This is a genomic window from Paenibacillus ferrarius (assembly GCF_002027705.1).
Taxonomy (GTDB): Bacteria; Bacillota; Bacilli; order Paenibacillales; family NBRC-103111; genus Paenibacillus_E; species Paenibacillus_E ferrarius.
The window spans coordinates 219,557-235,413 of record NZ_MBTG01000004.1; the positions used below are offsets into that span (position 1 = coordinate 219,557).

Below are 15,857 nucleotides of genomic sequence, written 5' to 3' on the forward strand. Positions count from 1 at the left end.
GATGAGAATCAAACGTACGGGGACGTTCTTGGCACTGCTGCTTTTGGCTGTGCTGGTCGTCCTTCCTCTATTATGGGTTTCTTTTAAAAGTATTTGGATCAATGGGAAGCTGGATTTGCTCGCGCCTATTCGAACCGTTTTGGAAAAAGATTTGACTGGAGTGTTCAGTCACTCCTTAACGCTAGGCATAGGGGTCGTGGCAGGATCTACCCTTTTTGCCCTGCCTTTGGCCTGGCTTATGGCTAAAACACCGCTTCGCAAACATCGCTGGCTCGACATTGTGCTGCTCATTCCATTCATGACGCCGCCTTACATTGGCTCAATGGGATGGATTTTGTTCATGCAGCCTCGCGGCTATCTTGAACAGCTATTTCCCGGTGCGCAATGGATCAGCAGCCATTTTTTCAGCTTGTTCGGGATGATTACGATCATGAGCCTTCATTTATTTCCATTCCTTTATTTAATTCTGCGCAATGCGATTATCCAAATCGGAGGGAATAAAGAAGAAGCAGCCGCCGTTCATGGTGCAAGCTTCATGTATACGATGCGTCGTGTCATGCTGCCGCTAGTTTTCTCAAGCTATGTGATGGGTGCCTTGCTTATCTTCGTGAAAACCTTGGCCGAATTCGGTACGCCGGCCACCTTCGGCAGACGGATCGGCTACTTCGTGCTAACGACCGAGATTCAAGCGTCTATCTCTAGTTGGCCTGTAGATTTCGGAAAAGCGACTTCATTGGCTTCACTTCTGCTTCTTGCCTGTCTCGTACTGTGGTACGTACAGTCTGTCGTTGTGCGCCGCCATTCCTACAACCTTGTTGGCGGCAAAGGTTCCCGCGAGAAAATTGTCGGCTACCGCGGCTGGCAGCAAGCACTGGCTTGGCTGTATGTCGTTCTGCTGCTTGCTACCGCCATCGGCATTCCCTATTTCTCTATCATTTCGGCTTCACTGATGAAGCTCCGGGGCAATGGTTTGGCTTGGACCAACCTAACGCTGCACCATTACGGCGAGCTTCTGACATGGGGCTCACCGAGCATGAAAGCGCTGATGAACAGCATGGGGCTCGCCCTGCTCGCCGCATGCTTAGCTGTCGCGCTTGGCACTTGGTTCGCATTGAGCATCGGCCGCGCCAAGCGGCTGCCGCAGCGCATCACCGATATGTTCAGCCTGCTGCCGAACACCGTGCCTGATATGGTCCTAGTCGTCGGACTCATTATGGTATGGAACGCGCCTTGGATGCCGATCCATATCTACAACACTTACGGCATGGTCGTCCTCACTTACGTGGTGTTCTTCCTGCCGTACACCGTACAATACGTCAAGGCCCGCAACGGGCAGCTGGACGAATCCTTGCGGCAAGCCGGGCAAGTCTTCGGCGGGAAGCCCTGGTACGTGTTCCGACGTATTGTCTTGCCACTGCTGCTGCCGGGTATGCTGGCCGGCTGGATGATGACCTTCACCATCTCGCTAAGAGAGCTAGTCGCCTCGCTGATGGTGCTGCCGCCTTCCATGCAGACTTCAGCCACCTACATCTTCGCTCAATTCGAGCAAGGTCAGCTCTCTCTCGGTATGGCGATGGCCGTCGTGTCGGTCGCACTGACTACAACCCTGCTGCTTATTGTAAACAACATGAATTCGAACAGAAAGTGGAATGCGCAATGATGCAATTACATGTATGGGGCGGTGCCGGTGAACACGGCCGCTCCTGCTATTGGCTAGGCAATGATCACACGAGTATTTTGCTGGATTGCGGCGTCAAGCGGGAAGGCTGTGGGGAATATCCTCTTCTGGATCCCTCCCGTATTGCTCGTTTGGACGCTGTTTTTCTTTCACATGCCCATGAGGATCATTCGATCGCCATCCCTTGGCTATATAAAATGGGGTACACCGGCAAAGTGTGGACCACGAGAATAACAGCCGAGCAGCTGCCCGGTTATTACACCGCTTGGGGGAACTATGTTAAACAGCAAGGCGGACAGCTGCCTTATGGTGAAGAAGACCTTGCTGCTGTTACCTATGCCTACCTTGAAGACGAGGTTCCACCGCTGCAATGGTGTGAGCTGTCACCTTCCCTTCGGATTTGCTGGGGGCGAAGCGGACATATGCTTGGATCGGTCTGGCTGCTGCTTGAATTGGATGGAAAGCGCTTATTCTACTCAGGGGATTATAGTGAAGAATCGTTCCTGCTTGGAACCGATGCACCGGAGGATGAACTGCGCAGGCTTGCGAATTTGGACGGAGCTATTGTTGATGCTGCTTACAGCACAGACACGGCGCAGCAAGCTGACAAGCTGGAGCAGCTTTATGCTGCTGCTGATGACATCTTGTCAGCAGGCGGCCAGCTGCTTATGCCGGTACCCGTCTCCGGCAGAGGTCAAGAGCTTCTGCTGCTCATGCGGCAGCAGTTCCCCGAAACGCCCATTCGCGTCGAGCAAGAGCTCGTCCACGCCATGGAGCTCTTACTGCAGCATGCCAGCTGGCTCAAGCCAGGCATGGAACGCGTTCTCGCTGATGCTTTGCGCGTCAGCAGCTTTGAAGTGGTGCGCAGCGATGAGCAGCGCGCACGGCTCTTGGAGCAAGACATCGCCAACAACAGAGCAGCCATCTGGTTTACGACAGATGGCATGATGCAGTCCGTGAAGGCACAGTGGTATTATGAGCAGCTGCAAAGTCACGCAGCCAGCGGCATTCTGATTACCGGGCATGTTGCCAAAGGGACGATGGCGCAGCAGCTGCTGGCTCTTCGCGAAGAAGAGCGCGGTTGTCGGATGTCGGTGATTCGCTACAAAATACACCAAGGGCAACCGGATGTACGCAAAATGACTCAAGCCATGAACAGCAAGTTTAAACTGCTGGTTCATGCGCCCAAACGAGATACGGATATCCTGCTTGGGCAGCTTGAGTCTGAAGGTCTTCATGATTTACTTTCCTTGCAACCAGGTGACACGATTAATCTGTAGGGTAGGGGGTAGGACAATTCGTCCTACCCTGTTTACTTTTTCAACACTTCCAGAAGCTCATCCCAAGAAGTAATCCTGGGCAGCTGCAAATGCTGATTATAGGATCGATCTTTGACATAAACGTTCACTGGCAGATGTGACAAGGTTTCCAGCACGGCTGGTTTATCATCGAAATAATAATCTAATTTCAGCTCGTCAATAATATGAACCTTCTCCGAATCACTCATGCCACAGAAGAAATGGCCTTCCGCTACAGGGAAATCGTTATCTATGAGCCATTGCCTTGTCCGATCCGTATGCTCCGGGGCTCTGGCCGTAATGTAATATACCTCATGGCCTTGTTTGACCAACTCTTGAAGCACCTCGCGAGCGTGCGGGAACACAGCGCACTTAGAGTAATAAATATCATCGCGGAGGCTGGACCATAGCTTCCCGCCCTCCTCCTTCGTCAATCCGAATGCACTGTGGATTTCCATTGAAGGCAAAGCCTGAAATACATCTAATCCTACATGCTGCTGCAATTTATCGTTATAAATATGAAAAGCATGCTCTCTTAAATTGATGAGCGTATCATCAATATCAAAACCAAATTTCACGGTAATATCCTCATTTCGTTGAACCCTTTATTCCTTAAGCACAAGTCCAAAAAGACTTGCAAAAACAGAAGCTTGTCCCCGCGAAATAATGCAGCCGCGCAAGTCATCTATGCTTACACCTAGGCTTGTGAACTCACAGCTGCTGATATCAATGCCAGAGAGCTTCGATCCCGTAAATTGTGACCGGTCCAGCTGACAAGTTTCAAAATGCACCTTCAGCAGCGTTGACTCATAAAAATCAGAGCTTAACAACGAACAATCCTGGAAGTTAATTTGTTTGAAATTCGCCATCCGAAATGTCGCATAATCGCCTAAACAAGATTGAAATAAGACATTGCGGATCGTAGCTCCCGTGAGATCCATGCCAATAATTTTGCAATTACGGAATTCGGTCCGATGTATAGTAGCTTCTCCAAAATCGACGTTGGATAAATCACATCGATCAAAAATGACATCGGTCAGTTCAATTTCTTTCATCGAAATCCGCGTAAAGATGACATTTCGAAAAATAATTTTATCAAAAGCAACTTTATAGCCCGATTGATTATCAATCGTACAGTCACTGATAATTCCTGTATGGTAATTTTCCTCGGATTCCATTTCCTCGCTCGGCAGCGTGATCTCCGGCAATTCCTTTGGCATCTTGGGTGCATCAATTTTGGGAAGGCTCATACGTACTCCTCTATCAATCAAAATGTAGGGTTGTTGCTATTAGAAAATAATGACCGAGGTCAGACTTTGCACCATGAAGAATAAGGATCCCCATTTTCTTTTGATGAAATTCCGCCCGCGGAATAATCTGGTTTTGATCGTCGAAACCGGCAAATTGACCTCTTTGCTGATATCCTCCAGAGACATATCCAAATAGTATTTATAGATGATTAACGTTTTGTATTTATCCGGCAGATCTTGAAGCATAAGCTCAACTTGGGCCGCAGTTTCTGACTCGATCAATTGAAGCTCGGGCGTTTTCTCAGGACTGGTCAGCTTCTCATAAAAAGGGAGTGCATCCTGATAGGGATGTGGATTGGAGTCCATCGACAGCTCCGACTTTTTTTTGCGCAAAAAATCAATAGTCACATTCTTGCCAATGCTAAAAATCCAGCTGGAGAAGTTTTTCGTCGTGTCAAACCGATGGGAGTGTTGATACGCCCGCAGGAATGTTTCTTGAACAACGTCCTCCGAATCCGATTTGTTGCGCAGCATTCGAAAGGCTAATCGATATATTTTGTCCTTGTACAATTCCAGAAGACGATTGAACGCTTTAGAATCCCCTTGACTCCACATGGTGGCAAGCTGACTATCGTTTAATTGCAGCATGATATAACTCCTTTTTCATGAAAACTACCATCTTTTCTTCCCGCCCGAAAAATCTGAATCGCTGAGCCCGGTGATCTTCTCGTACGCTTCTTTCCACATCGTAAAAACGGATTGGATCTGCACAAATTCCTTATCTGTCGGACTCGCTCCTTGCATAAACATAATCTCTAGCATCTGCTTATACACAGACATTCGCGTGTGAACGATCTCTTTCTCGATTTCCATGATTTCATCCAGACTGTGATTATCCATGAAGGATTGAACATCCTCCGGCTCATCGTCTACTGGTCTTTCCTCTCTGGGCCTTGGTTCAGGCAGCGCTGGATTTGCGCGATTCCCCAGATCCACTGTCGTTCTAATTTCGGACAAGAGAATATTTTCTTTGGCACACATGACATGAAAATATTTATTTTTGAGCAGTTCGTTCACGACGAGTTGGCACATATCTTTATTCCGTATGAGCATGCCATCGAAGGGATGAAGTGTCCACACTTGATCTTTCTCATATATGTTGAAAGTAAACCATTCATTGGCGTATAAAATTTTGGTATTAATTGTAAATTCGTCGATAATTTCAAATGTAAAATCGAGCAACGTACATCCCTCCCGAACAAATGCAGACTCTATCTTCCATTCTACCAAATCGAATGAAAAAAAAGAAACCTTTTCAGGTTTCAAAAATGTCTATTTATCAATAAATTTGGACACAGCTTCTGCTTTTTCAGCACTGGCTAAGACAATGAGAACGACGATTATGCCGAATAGTATAATTCTGCCTATCATCATACTCTGCACCTTCTTCGACAGATTTGATCATCTATACTCCAAGATATGATGGGCAGCTTTTTTTATTCGCCGATATCCATAATAATGTATTTTTCGATATGGCTAGCTAAAATACCATAATTGGGCTTCTGCACGTCCACCTGCCCGCCCAAAATCGATTTCACCGCTAAATACGGGAAGTTAATGCCTGATAAGCATGTGACATGCAGACCACCGGACATTCTCGGATTAATTTCAAGCAATTTGGGAACACCTTGGTTATATTTCACTTGAATGTTGTAGTTAAAAGGAATCCGATACGTGGCGGCAACCTTATTCGCGATCTCGACGAGTTCAGGCACTTCCTCCAATAACCGCAGTCGTCCATCTGCTTTGCGGCGTGGTACGGCGGCTAACAGCTCCCCGGAAGCGGAAGCCAAACAATCAATGCTGTATTCATAGCCATTCAGCAATTCCATCACCATCAGATCATCAAAACGATCCACGGAGGATAAGATCTGATATGCCTGATCGGTTGAAAGATAAGGTGTCACCGTTCCGAACAAATCACCTAGGGTATCCCTTTTGTTACTGATGATTCTAAAACCCATCCCGCCTTCTGCATTCGTCGGCTTCATACAGACTTGATGACCTGCTTGGGTGAGCGCTTCATAAGCCGCCATGAATTCATCTGCCGTGTTGACAACTTGATAATCAGGAATCGCAAGAATATCCTTCTGTCGAATAGATTCATAGAATTTCTGTTTCTCCAGCAAATTCTCCAGAAGTTCCAGATCGCGGCATACCGTAACCTTGGTTCCTGCTTTTTCGAATAAATCCAAATGCTTGGCTATGGCGTACATATGCAATCTCGGAATAAACACATCAATGCCGTGTTGCTTGCAGAAATTGAGCGCGAACTCAACATAATCATCGTCCCCCAGAACAGGCTCTGTATCTGCGAAATCAGCCGCCTGCAGGGCCATGTGAGTACGATCAGGATGCGTTGCATACATCTTGAACTGCACGCCATCCTCATTATTGCGGATGCTGTTCATGTAGTGGTAAGCAACGGAAAACCAGCGGTTAAACCATACTTTTTTCATGAGGTCTCCTTTATCACGAAACGATTCTTCTGCTCTTGGTTTACGGTTTGGACATACGCTAAGATTTCATCCGCAGCGAAAATGCCGGATTCCTCTGTAAAGCGATAGCACCCCGTGGGGTTAAGCTGCTGCTGTCGAAATAATTCGCCATGTCTGGGTGCTATTGCATAGTCAGCGAAGTCCAGCAGGACCTGATCCAGCAGGGAGTCTCCCGATGCCGCGACCTTGTCTTCTCCAAGCAGCTCCTTAACATGCGCGACGGAATCTCGTTTGTTCACAGCTTGAGGAACGACATATACTTTCCTTCCCTGAATGGACGTATTCCATCCCATCCGCTGAAGCTCTGCGCTCATGTCGCTCACTTCCTGAAGCGGCATCTTGTCTCTCTGCACGATATGAGAAAAGAAATATTCATCACAGTAAGTCGAATTAATGACCCATTCCGGATGAAGCACTTGTGCCATCAACGCTCGAACGTCCTCTACGTGTACGCTAGTCTCATTTACACGGCTAACCATAGACACCTGCCAGTCTGGATCAGGCTGCCCATCAATCATAATATTGCCGCCGTTGCTCGTAACTGCGTATTTGGGCTTTAACATTTGGCTGATCACATGTATCCGCAAATACTGCTGCATCGTCCGTGTCGTGACCGGAATGAAAGTAAGCTCAGTCATCAGCGCTTGAAGCTGCTGGTAGGAGCTTGAAGACATATACGATCTCGGCTTGCCGTCAATGAGCTCGGCCAGTACAATTCGACTGCCCAGCTCTTCGGCTCGTTCCAAAGGCTGTGAATAAATAAGCGTCTGGTCCAGGTCGCTTGCAAAAATCATTCAGCATCCCCCTTCACCGATTTAATAAGTCCACAGCACGAATAGCTGAGTCCATGATAGACTTCCACCGGCACATCTCTAGCTTCGGCGAGCAGACGAATATGACGAATATTCGGGTTATCCAAGCGGTCTACAAGAATGCGCCACGGCACTCGGCGTAGCAGCACGCGTGTCGTCTCACCGACACCTGGCTTGATCAAGTTGATATCCGCCATTTGATAATCGCGTTGAATAGCCTGGATATCCTGAAGGCCTTTCCAGGATACCTCAGGAGGATGGGCTAGCATGTCATCTGCCCTCTGCATGGCTTCCTCCTGAACCTCGCCGAAGAAAGGTGTTATCGCTGCGATAAAGTGGTTCGAGAGGTCCTGATCCAGCCACTCTTTGTAATACTTAGACCCGTGGAAGTCACTCGGTCCAATCAAATCATCGCGCAGAACAGTCCGACTCATTAATCCGGATACCGTTGAGTTCAAACAAGCGCTCGGTATCAGGAAATCCTCTCTTGTACCGAATAGATCCGTGCAATGTCCCGGGTCAGCAAGCACAGCCAAATCATCGTCCAGCTTGATTTCATACGCTTGTTCCAGCTTGCGGCAAGCATCCGTCAGCACTTTGCGGATGGCTCCCTTCCCGGTCCATCCATCGACGAATTGCAGCTTGGCGCCGGGATGCTTCTGCAGGATGTAGAATAAAGCATTCTCGTCAATCCCTTTGCCGCGAATAATCGAAATGCTGTAGTGAGGCAAGTCCATAAGGTGTATGTCCTGCAAGTAGCGTTTGATCAGGATACCCACAGGTGTACCTGCTCTCGCCAAAGAGACCAACACCGTGTTCCGCCCCTTTTTATGTCTGATGAGCTCGGCCGTCGTACCTACAGCACTTGCAACTTTCCTGGCGGATTGCTGCAAGGTGTCTTGGTACAACGCCAAATAATCATCCGTTGGCTGCTTCTCAACAGGAAGCATCTCGGAATAATGCGTGCCTGATTGAATCGCCCGCTCCCTTGCATCAACCGACTTCTCCAGCTTAACCTCGCTTATATCCTTAAGCAGGAAGGTCACATCAGAAGCCGGATAACTGCCTAAGGGCGCTGGCTCGTTTATTAATTTTGCGCGCCAATCTGCCATGCCTCAGTCTCCTTCCACTCTATGGTTTGCGGAGAAAAGAAAACAACATGAATTCTTTGCAGCCTGCGCGTTCGGAGAATCTGCAGCAACGGCTGCAGCGCTGCGGGATCCACTTCCCTTTCCATGAAAAGATAGAGATCGTCATACAAACCTACCGGTAGGTTGTATAGAAAATGAGTGACCTCCGGGTCCTCCGGAGCTGGATAAGGATAGCCGACCGTAACGGCGTAGCCCTCACGATCTATGCAATGAATCGGGCTTCGCGTGGTCGATTGGTAGCGAACACCTTCACCCATTTCGGCTGCGAGACGCATAGGGATATACATAAACTCCCCGGTTCCTACACACAGCGTTTTCGTGCCCGTACGCGTCTGTTCCAGCCGGTTCGCGGCTTGAGTAATGGCCTCATCGAATTGTGCCCGATCTGCCGATGTCAGACCAAAGCGGCCGCTGTGCCGCAAATAAGGACGTCGGCTCGCAGCGTCGGCATGTTCAAACAGTTGATCCATATACGTATAATGAATTAGTTCCTTTTGATCCGCGGCGTGAATTAGTTCTGTTGTTTGAGGAGGGATGCTCTCCGATGAACCGAGCACGCTCACCTCGCCTTTGATTAGCGAAATCACGTGTATAGTGATGCCGAGCTCCGACTCCAGTTTCCTAAACTGCTCCTGATCGTCCTCTGTTCGCCAGTCCAGCAGCGCTAGAATATAGTAAACCTTCTTCGGGAATTTCCCCTGCATATCTCGAATAATATTCAAGGATGTTTTGCCTGTCGTAATCTCATCATCAACCAGAACGACAAGTTCCGCCTGCGTAAGCAGATTCAGATCTTGGGCATAGCAGTAATGAGCAACCGCATGGGAATGCTCTTCACTGAAATTAATCAACGATGATGATCCTTCAATCACCTCTCGCGTCGTATGAATGTAACTGCCATTATGGGCAAAAGTCTGAAACACCGCATGTCCAATCGCCGTAGCCGTTTCAGCAAAGCCTATAAAGGCAACGGACTGAGGGAGAGACAATTGATGTGACATGATTTCCTTGTAGGCAGCCTCTGCTTGAAGAGGCTCTATGATCCCTTGCATCGCTAGTGGTATTAAATGATTCGGCAGATTGCCTTGGAGAGCTTGCTGCAGCAGTAATGAGAGCGATACCCCGCTTAACAAGGAGGCATAGGGACGAACTGGAATATGCTTGCCGAGCACTTTACTGACAAAGAGAAACGAGCGCTTCTTATTAATTCTTGCTGCCATCGCAAATAAACTATCGAGAGGAATTTCATAGGGGTTTGAAGTCACATTTACACGAAGCTCTAAATCTCCGGCAATGCTATACGTACGCACGGTCTTGCTTGGACAATAATCCGAAATATTGTTGTTGTTCATGCAGCACCCCATAAATGTGTGATCGTAAAAGAATCCGTTTGGCCCAGCTTAAATGAGGTTTAATTTCATTCATTTTATTCGCATATGCGCTCTTGATCACACCATGATCGCCATTGTTATTGGAGATAATGCTTGTGGCATCGGCATATTCCTCATGGGTTACCGTGTAGAGCGATTGTACCGGCTTAATATGGGTAGGATGAATAATGGTTTTGCCAATAAGTCCGTTTTCTTTATCCATAATAACTTCTCGAATCAGCCCCTTCTCAGGGAAATATTCCCACACAGGACCAGAGATCACATACGAAGCATCGACACGACCAAATATATTAATAATATCTGCGATGCAATCACGAATCGGTGCAATATCATAAATAGTCATTTCCGAGCTTCTTCGCAAGCCAAATAAGCTGGAGAAATCCGTAGCGCCTATTCGGACGTTCAGGACGAGATCTTTATACTTGGTTAAAATGTCTTTAATCCCTTGCAGCGTTTGGAAGCGGCTTTCTTTATAGATAATAGCGCCAGACTCGAGGATAGGCAGACCGTATAGCGTAGGAGCAGAAGATGGTTTCTCATCATTGTAATTTTCTAAGGGTTGGAAATAGGCTTCGCCATTCTCCATCGTAAACTTCGGAAAAACAATCCCAGTCAGCAGGGTTATATTGTCTTCCAATCGCTCAATGAGATAGTTCAGTTGATTCTCATTTCTCACCCGAACGAAGAGCAGCGGCAAGTTCTCTGCATTCAGAATACCCAGCTCAATGAGGGCAGACAGCTTATTCATTTGATTCACGAGAGATTCCTCTGCTTCATGAACCTCATTCTCACCAACCGCATCCTCCAAATCAAGGACGACGGAGACAAGACCTTCCAGTTTGCCAAAAGCAATATCTTCCGCAAATGTAGGGCGAGTAGCCGGCATATATAGGGCCGCACCGATCGAATGAGCTAGAATATCTTTGGGCGAATAATTGTAGAAAGAAGTGGGAGGAATATAAAATAAAGCTTTTTCTTCATCGGGTGTTAAATAATTAAAATACCGCAAACCGATCCCTCCCTCTTTTGGTGAAAGAACAATCCCTCCAAAGAGGAGGGATTGTCAAAGTGATGTCTTATGTCTGGTTGTTTAGTTAGCTGACTCTGCTTTGTCCTTTTTGCGAAGCAGGCTAAGAATAATCGTGCCTCCAAAAATGACGATAAGGATGGAAAAGAAGACAACATGTGAAACGTGGAACCCGAATGCGCCTGCGATCATCTTGAGACCGATAACAATAATAAGAATGAACGCTGCTTTCTCCAACTCCGGTATCTTGTCAATGAGCTTTAAGAAGACTTGCGCTACGCCTCTCATCATCAGTACGCCGATAATGCCTCCAAGGAACAGCACCCATACTTTATCGCTGACACCAAATGCGGCAAGTACGCTATCGACACTAAAAGCAATATCCATGATTTCTACGGCAAGTACCGTACGCCAGAAGGAAAGTCCTTTATTCTTAACTTCGCCTTCTTCTTCATTCTTCTTCAAGAATAGATTACTTATGGCTATCCATAAGAGATACGCGCCGCCGAGCACCTTAATCCAGGTAATCTGTACGAGGAAAGTACCTACCCCAATAGCGATAAACCTGAAAACATAGGCACCTAGCAGACCGTAGAATAAAGCTTTTTTCTGCTGTTCTTTCGGCAAATGCTTAACCATTACAGCAAGTACCAATGCGTTATCAGCGGATAACAGACCCTCTAGGATAACTAATGTACCGATAATCCCCCAGCTAACCGGATCCGAAAGCGTGGCTGAAAGCACGTCCCAGTCAAAAAAGTTAGTGAAGTTATCGATAAAACTCTGAAAAAAATCTGCCATGCCTTGACCCCCCTGCCTTATTTATTGAATATTTATTTACTGCCTGCAACCCATCGCATTCCCCATCCAAAGGCTTCGTCCAATTGCTTATGCCCGGAGAAATATTGGACAAGCCGCTCAATGCTGAATGTTTCATTATTTTGATTACGAATAAGTGCAATGGCACACATGCCTTGACGATTATCATGTTCGTTCAATTTCACTTCAATGTCGGGCCCGCCATCCTGCTTGATGGAAACGACGCCATCTGCTTCAGACCACGTTGTTGCTCCTTCATAAATGAAAGTGAAAACAAGGATTCGCTCAAATTCGGCAAGCTTGTTTCCGTTAATTCGGATGTTCTCTCCCGTTGTTACAGAGCCTGTCCGGTCATCGCCGTCCAAAGCAATATACGGTTCTCTGTTTAACGCCCCGAATTGGTTGCCAAGTGCTTGAATCACACCTTTTTGACCATTTTTCAGTTCATATAAGCAGGCAAGATCCAAATCAATCCCTTTGCTTTTCCCAAAAAAGCCTGTCGCTTTCTTCTGATTCCAATTCAGGTTAATCAGAATTTCCCCAAGTCGACCGCCGGTCTTCTTCTCAAGACTGATACGATCGCCTTTCTTCTTCAATTCAATCTTATTCAGATTGATCGGGGCTGGAGGGATCAGCGGAGGCGCACTTGGCGCAGCTGGCGGTGCAGACGGCTTCGGCGCCGGAGGCGGTACTGGATTGGCTGTAGGGCTAGCTGTAGGCTCGTCCTTCACCTCGATGCCAAAATTACCGCACAAGGCCTTCAGTCCCCCTGAGAAACCAGACCCAATGGCACTGAATTTCCATTCACTGCCGTATCTATATAATTCCCCAACAACAATAGCTGTCTCTACAGAGAATTGATTTCCTAATTCATATCGCAAAATATCTTGCCCCGTACCCTGATTGTAAATCCGTAAGTACGCTTGATGAACTTGACTGAATTGTTGTTTCAGCTTTTCACCATCATAGATGGTTAGCGTAATAGCAATCTTCTCCACGTTGCCAGGAACCTCGGAGAATTGAATCGCAAATTGCTTCTGATCTTGCCCTGAAGAAGGCTGGTTAATGAATTTCACACCGCTCTTAGTCGGATTGTTATAAAAGATCAATTGATCATCATGATCCACCTTGCCGTTTGCGCCTAACAAAAATGCGGAGGTATCCAACTCAACATGAGCCGGAGCCTGCCATCCAATCCCCACACCAATGGCGGAAAGTCCTGGATTCGTTTTGGTAAGATCGGCCTTTTGGCCTTTAATAAGAGAAATGTGCATAAAGGACTGTCACCTTCCGTAAGCAAAATGGAAGGGTGATGCCTTACATGCATCACCCGAAGATCTAAACATTACTCTGCATCAAGTCCATAATTTTTGCATAGTGCTTGCAAGCCGCCTTGGAAACCGCTGCCCACAGCTTGGAATTTCCAATCTTGCCCTTGGCTGTCTCTGTATAGTTCACAGATGACAACCGCTGTCTCAACGGAGAAATCCTCACCCAAGTCATAGCGTAAAATTTCCAGGTTCGTGACCTCATTTACCAGTCGAACGAACGCATTGGATACTTGTCCGAAGTTCTGATTGCGATTCGTGGCATCATGGATCGTTACCGCAATCCCGACACGATGAATGTGCGCTGGAATTCTGGAGAAATCCACCTTGATTTGCTCATCGTCCCCGTCACCGTCACCCGTCCGGTTATCGCCCGTATGCTGAATGGAACCGCCTGCACCAACAAGGTTGTTATAGAAGATGAAATCATCAATTCCCTTGGCTTTTCCATCCGAATGAAGAAGAAAAGCCGATGCGTCCAAATCGAAGGCATGACCGCCGCTGTATTTGTTCGTATCCCAGCCTAAGCCGATAATGGCTTTGCTTAAACCAGGATTCGTTTTGGTTAAGTCGATTCTTTGACCTTTGGATAAGCTTATTGTCATGTGTTACATCTCCTTACCGTTCAATTCTTAAGAAGTTTGCAAGCCGTAGTCGCGAGCCAATCCGCCAAGACCATCTCTGTATCCGCTGCCGATTGCGCTGAACTTCCACTCGCCGCTGTTGCGGTACAATTCGCCTACAACTACACCTGTTTCAACGGAGAAATCTTCTCCCAGATCAAAACGGATTAACTCTGCGCCTGAAGCATCGTTCAGAATCCGCACGTAAGCATTGGATACTTGTCCGAAGTTTTGCGCTCTTGCCTCAGCATCATGAATCGTAATGCAGAATGCAATTTTTTCCGTCTCAGCAGGGATTGCCGCCAAGTCCACAACCACTTGCTCGTCGTCTCCGTCGCCTGCTCCTGTACGGTTGTCGCCTGTGTGCACAATGGAGCCATTCGCATTCTTAGGGTTGTTGTAGAAGATGAAATCGGACTCAGAACCGACTTTGCCGGAAGCATTTACGCAGAAAACGGAAGCGTCTAGATCGAAATCTTTGCCGCCGTCATATTTGTTCGTATCCCAGCCTAAACCAACAACTACTTTTGTTAAACCTGGGTTTGTTTTCGTTAAATCTACTTTCTGACCTTTGGATAATGAAATTGCCATTGTCAATTACCTCGCTTTATATAGTGGATTTGATTTGAATTTATGTGTAGCGTTTCACTAGTTGTCCAATAGTCGTATCTGTACTGGCTTCGCCGATGGCGCTGAATTTCCACTCGCCGTCGTTGCGATACATTTCACCGACAATCAAGGAAGTTTTACCGGCATAATTCTCTGTTAAGTTAAATTTAACCAATTCCTGATTGTTAGAATCATTCAAAATCCGAATATACGCAGATTGAATATGTCCAAAATCTTGTTTTCTATTTACACAGTCATAGATATTAACAACAAACACAATTTTGCTGACATCCGCCGGCACCTTGTTCAAGCTGACAGCGATTTGTTCATCATCGCCGTCTCCTTCGCCCGTACGGTTATCACCGGAGTGGACGACGGAACCATCTGGACTTTGCAAATTGGCGAAAAATACAACGTTCTTCTCTTTGGCTAATCTGCCATTCTCATCCAGCATGATGACCGACGCGTCACAGTCGATTTCCACGGTTGATTTCTTGGTACCGAAGAAACCTTTCTTCTCAACGACCGCAGGATCCCAACCTAGTCCTACAACTACTTTAGATAGACCTGCGTTTCCTTTGGTTAAATCGATCTTCTGTCCTTTGACTAAACTGATTGTCAACGAGGCCACCTCCCTTCGCAGTTTGCATGTTTTGTCTTGCCTATTATTCTGATACGGAAGAATGTCCATCACGTTTCACTATTCCGCAGAAATATTTGTACTTTCGACCCTTACAGACTAAATTCGCCAGGATTTAGGTTAAGTGTTGCACAAATGTCTCTCACAACCCGCTTCTCGTTCTCATCGAAGTCACCGTCAGCAGCACCAATTGCACAACATACAGCAATAATAATACGGCCCACTTCCGGCTTATTGTTGAACTTCGCAATCACTTTAAGCGCTTCTTGCTTCCCTACGATATTGGAGAACTCAAAGCTGCCGGCAAAATGATTGAAACGAGCAATGACGTTGCTCACTTCAAACACTTTCAATTCTTCACTGCGGGTAATGTAGGCGACCATTTTTTCTTTTTCTTCGTTTCCGATGCTTCCGTCAGCAGCTGCGACTATCGCACATCCGGCAACAACAGCATCCAAAAAATCTTTGTTTTGAAATTTCTTCACTTGATCTGTCAAGCCTGTCTTTGCGCTTGAAAACCAGGATTTAAATGTACTCATTTGGGCACCACCTCTAAGATTTAGTTACAGATTTTGACGATAGGCTACATTTTTCACCAAAATAGCTCTATATGCTCAGTTTAAACGATTATATAGGGGTTTTCAAATTCTGGGAATTGTTTAGCCAACTCCAT

17 protein-coding genes are annotated in these 15,857 nt (G+C 46.8%); 2 read left to right on the plus strand and 15 right to left on the minus strand.

What is annotated here, in order from left to right:
* Position 1: 1 nt before the first annotated feature.
* Together BC351_RS06375 and BC351_RS06380 are read left to right on the plus strand one after the other, a co-directional pair.
* The gene (locus BC351_RS06375; RefSeq protein WP_079409886.1) at positions 2 to 1,660 is read left to right on the plus strand and encodes an ABC transporter permease; all 1,659 of its coding nucleotides are present in this window, start codon (positions 2 to 4) and stop codon (positions 1,658 to 1,660) included.
* Positions 1,657 to 2,958, plus strand: coding sequence for an MBL fold metallo-hydrolase (locus BC351_RS06380; protein WP_079409887.1), 1,302 nt, complete (start codon positions 1,657 to 1,659; stop codon positions 2,956 to 2,958). The genes BC351_RS06375 and BC351_RS06380 overlap by 4 nt, the downstream gene beginning before the upstream one ends.
* 32 nt (positions 2,959 to 2,990) lie before the next feature.
* Here the strand turns inward: BC351_RS06380 and BC351_RS06385 are convergent, their stop codons facing one another.
* The 15 genes from BC351_RS06385 to BC351_RS06455 form a co-directional block, all read right to left on the minus strand.
* Positions 2,991 to 3,554: a 5' nucleotidase, NT5C type gene (locus BC351_RS06385; protein ID WP_079409888.1), complete on the minus strand. Its 564-nt coding sequence runs from the start codon at positions 3,552 to 3,554 to the stop codon at positions 2,991 to 2,993.
* Positions 3,555 to 3,581: 27 nt separating this feature from the next.
* Positions 3,582 to 4,226, minus strand: a complete 645-nt coding sequence (locus BC351_RS06390; protein ID WP_079409889.1) for a pentapeptide repeat-containing protein — start codon at positions 4,224 to 4,226, stop codon at positions 3,582 to 3,584.
* Positions 4,227 to 4,265: 39 nt separating this feature from the next.
* On the minus strand, positions 4,266 to 4,874 hold the full coding sequence (locus tag BC351_RS06395; RefSeq protein ID WP_079409890.1) for a sigma-70 family RNA polymerase sigma factor: 609 nt from the start codon (positions 4,872 to 4,874) through the stop codon (positions 4,266 to 4,268).
* A 24-nt stretch (positions 4,875 to 4,898) separates the two neighbouring features.
* Positions 4,899 to 5,468, minus strand: a complete 570-nt coding sequence (locus BC351_RS06400) for a hypothetical protein (RefSeq protein WP_079409891.1) — start codon at positions 5,466 to 5,468, stop codon at positions 4,899 to 4,901.
* 254 nt (positions 5,469 to 5,722) lie between these two features.
* The gene (locus BC351_RS06405; protein ID WP_079409892.1) at positions 5,723 to 6,745 is read right to left on the minus strand and encodes an ATP-grasp domain-containing protein; all 1,023 of its coding nucleotides are present in this window, start codon (positions 6,743 to 6,745) and stop codon (positions 5,723 to 5,725) included.
* On the minus strand, positions 6,742 to 7,578 hold the full coding sequence (locus tag BC351_RS06410; RefSeq protein ID WP_079409893.1) for an HAD family hydrolase: 837 nt from the start codon (positions 7,576 to 7,578) through the stop codon (positions 6,742 to 6,744). The genes BC351_RS06405 and BC351_RS06410 overlap by 4 nt, the downstream gene beginning before the upstream one ends.
* Complete coding sequence (locus BC351_RS06415; protein WP_079409894.1) at positions 7,575 to 8,708, minus strand: cysteine protease StiP family protein; 1,134 nt, start codon at positions 8,706 to 8,708, stop codon at positions 7,575 to 7,577. Before BC351_RS06415 ends, BC351_RS06410 begins: the two co-directional genes overlap by 4 nt.
* Complete coding sequence (locus BC351_RS06420; protein ID WP_244208900.1) at positions 8,684 to 10,099, minus strand: phosphoribosyltransferase family protein; 1,416 nt, start codon at positions 10,097 to 10,099, stop codon at positions 8,684 to 8,686. The genes BC351_RS06415 and BC351_RS06420 overlap by 25 nt, the downstream gene beginning before the upstream one ends.
* On the minus strand, positions 10,044 to 11,147 hold the full coding sequence (locus tag BC351_RS06425) for an HpcH/HpaI aldolase/citrate lyase family protein (protein WP_079409895.1): 1,104 nt from the start codon (positions 11,145 to 11,147) through the stop codon (positions 10,044 to 10,046). The genes BC351_RS06420 and BC351_RS06425 overlap by 56 nt, the downstream gene beginning before the upstream one ends.
* A gap of 81 nt (positions 11,148 to 11,228) precedes the next feature.
* Complete coding sequence (locus tag BC351_RS06430; protein WP_079409896.1) at positions 11,229 to 11,966, minus strand: TerC family protein; 738 nt, start codon at positions 11,964 to 11,966, stop codon at positions 11,229 to 11,231.
* 32 nt (positions 11,967 to 11,998) lie between these two features.
* The gene (locus tag BC351_RS06435; RefSeq protein WP_079409897.1) at positions 11,999 to 13,258 is read right to left on the minus strand and encodes a TerD family protein; all 1,260 of its coding nucleotides are present in this window, start codon (positions 13,256 to 13,258) and stop codon (positions 11,999 to 12,001) included.
* Between the two features lie 71 nt (positions 13,259 to 13,329).
* Complete coding sequence (locus BC351_RS06440; protein ID WP_079409898.1) at positions 13,330 to 13,917, minus strand: TerD family protein; 588 nt, start codon at positions 13,915 to 13,917, stop codon at positions 13,330 to 13,332.
* Positions 13,918 to 13,944: 27 nt separating this feature from the next.
* Positions 13,945 to 14,526 carry a TerD family protein gene (locus BC351_RS06445; RefSeq protein WP_079409899.1) on the minus strand — a complete coding sequence of 194 codons (582 nt, stop codon included), beginning with the start codon at positions 14,524 to 14,526 and terminating at the stop codon, positions 13,945 to 13,947.
* 40 nt (positions 14,527 to 14,566) lie between these two features.
* Entirely contained in the window at positions 14,567 to 15,166 is a 600-nt protein-coding gene (locus tag BC351_RS06450; protein ID WP_208629629.1) for a TerD family protein, read from the minus strand.
* A gap of 110 nt (positions 15,167 to 15,276) precedes the next feature.
* Positions 15,277 to 15,723 (minus strand): tellurite resistance TerB family protein, encoded by a 447-nt coding sequence (locus tag BC351_RS06455; protein ID WP_079409901.1) that lies wholly within the window; start codon positions 15,721 to 15,723, stop codon positions 15,277 to 15,279.
* Positions 15,724 to 15,857 lie beyond the last annotated feature (134 nt).